This is a genomic window from Knoellia aerolata DSM 18566 (assembly GCF_000768695.1).
GTDB classification, from domain to species: Bacteria; Actinomycetota; Actinomycetes; order Actinomycetales; family Dermatophilaceae; genus Knoellia; species Knoellia aerolata.
This window is the reverse complement of sequence record NZ_AVPL01000126.1, coordinates 1-2259: the sequence shown is the minus strand read 5'-3', so window position 1 is coordinate 2259 and position 2259 is coordinate 1. Positions and strand designations below refer to the sequence as shown.

The 2259-nt window shown below is 74.0% G+C and carries 1 protein-coding gene; it reads right to left on the bottom strand.

All coding sequences use genetic code 11. The features are described 5' to 3' along the window. Nucleotides 1-2259: fibronectin type III domain-containing protein (locus N801_RS18860; protein ID WP_211254765.1), on the bottom strand; the 2259-nt coding region annotated here is incomplete at both ends.

The window sequence follows — 2259 nt, the reverse complement described above, 5'->3', positions numbered from 1 at the left end:
CCCCGAGCTCCACCGCCGACGGGTCGGCGACGCGGGGGTTGGTGGGTGCGCTGCTGGCAGGCCAGAGGGTGCACGGACTGCACCCCGAGGCGGCGGGGGTCACGGTGTTCGAGGGGGCGGACGCCACACCGCTGCCGACCGCGTTGGTCGCGACGACGCGGAACGTGTACGCCGTGCCGTTGGTCAACCCGGTCACCGTGATCGTCGTCCCCGGAGGCGAACCGGTCACGGTCGTGGCAGGTTGTGCCGTCGCACCGATGAACGGGGTGACGGTGTAGCCCGTGATGGGCGATCCACCGTTCGGGGGGGCCGCCCAGGACACCACCGCCGAGGCGTCACCTGCGGTGGCGCTGACGCCCGTGGGCGCCCCGGGAACCGTGACTGCCCCGACCGGCGTGACCGCGGCGGAGGGAGATGAGGACGCACCTGTCCCCAGGGCGTTCGTCGCGGCGACCCGGAACGTGTACGCGGTGCCGTTGGTCAGCCCGGTCACGGTCGTGCTCGTCGCCGGCGGGCTGCCCGTGACCGTCCAGGGGACCTGGGCGGTCGTGCCGACGTACGGCGTGACCGTGTAGCCGGTGATCGGGCTGCCGCCGTCGGACGGCGCCGTCCACGACACCACTGCCGAGGCGTCACCCGCGGTCGCGGAGACGCCCGTGGGCGCTGCCGGCACGGTCGCTGCGGCCGTCGGCGTCACCGTGTTCGAGCCGGCTGAGGCCGGGCCCGTCGCCACGGCGTTGGTCGCGGCGACGCGGAACGTGTACGCCGTGCCGTTGGTCAACCCGGTCACGGTGGCCGTGGTCCCCGGAGGCGAACCGGTCACGGTCGTGGCAGGTTGTGCCGTCGCACCGATGAACGGGGTGACGGTGTAGCCCGTGATGGGCGATCCGCCGTTCGGGGGGGCGGTCCAGGACACCACCGCCGAGGTGTCACCTGCGGTGGCGGTGACGCCCGTGGGCGCGCCGGGAGCCCCGACCGGCGTGACCGCGGCGGAGGGAGATGAGGACGCACCTGTCCCCACCGCGTTGGTCGCGGCGACCCGGAACGTGTACGCGGTGCCGTTGGTCAGCCCGGTCACGGTCGTGCTCGTCGCCGGAGGGTTGCCCGTGACCGTCCACGGGACCTGGGCGGTCGTGCCGACGTACGGCGTGACCGTGTAGCCGGTGATCGGGCTGCCGCCGTCGGACGGCGCCGTCCACGACACCACTGCCGAGGCGTCACCCGCGGTCGCGGAGACGCCCGTGGGCGCTGCCGGCACGGTCGCTGCGGCCGTCGGCGTCACCGTGTTCGAGCCGGCTGAGGCCGGGCCCGTCGCCACGGCGTTGGTCGCGGCGACGCGGAACGTGTACGCCGTGCCGTTGGTCAACCCGGTCACGGTGGCCGTGGTCCCCGGAGGCGAACCGGTCACGGTCGTGGCAGGTTGTGCCGTCGCACCGATGAACGGGGTGACGGTGTAGCCCGTGATGGGCGATCCGCCGTTCGGGGGGGCGGTCCAGGACACCACCGCCGAGGTGTCACCTGCGGTGGCGGTGACGCCCGTGGGCGCGCCGGGAGCCCCGACCGGCGTGACCGCGGCGGAGGGAGATGAGGACGCACCTGTCCCCACCGCGTTGGTCGCGGCGACCCGGAACGTGTACGCGGTGCCGTTGGTCAGCCCGGTCACGGTCGTGCTCGTCGCCGGAGGGTTGCCCGTGACCGTCCACGGCACCTGGGCCGTCGTGCCGACGTACGGCGTGACCGTGTAGCCGGTGATCGGGCTGCCACCGTTCGCGGGTGCGGTCCAGGACACCGTCGCGGAGGCGTCACCCCCAGCTGCGGAGACTCCGGTCGGGGCGCCCGGCACCGTGGCCGGCGCGACGGGGGTGACCGTGTTGGAGGGGGCGGACGCCGCACTGCTGCCGAGCGCGTTGGTCGCGGTGACGCGGAACGTGTAGGCAGTGCCATTGGTCAGCCCGGTCACGGTGGTGCCGGTGGCGGGTGGGTTCCCGGTCACGGTCGTGGCGGGTTGCGCGGTGCCGCCGACGTACGGGGTGACGGTGTAGCCGGTGAGCGCGCTGCCACCGTTGGACGGTGCGGTCCAGGACACCGTCGCCGACCCGTTGCCTGCGGTGGCCGTGACGCCGGTGGGTGCGGCGGGGGCGGTCGCGGGCTGGGTGCTGAAGGTGACGTCGACCCAGTAGTTGGTCGACTGGTAGCTGCTGGTCGGGAACCGGGACGGGTTGCCGTACGCGTAGACGCCGTTGGCTCCGCCGTCGCCGT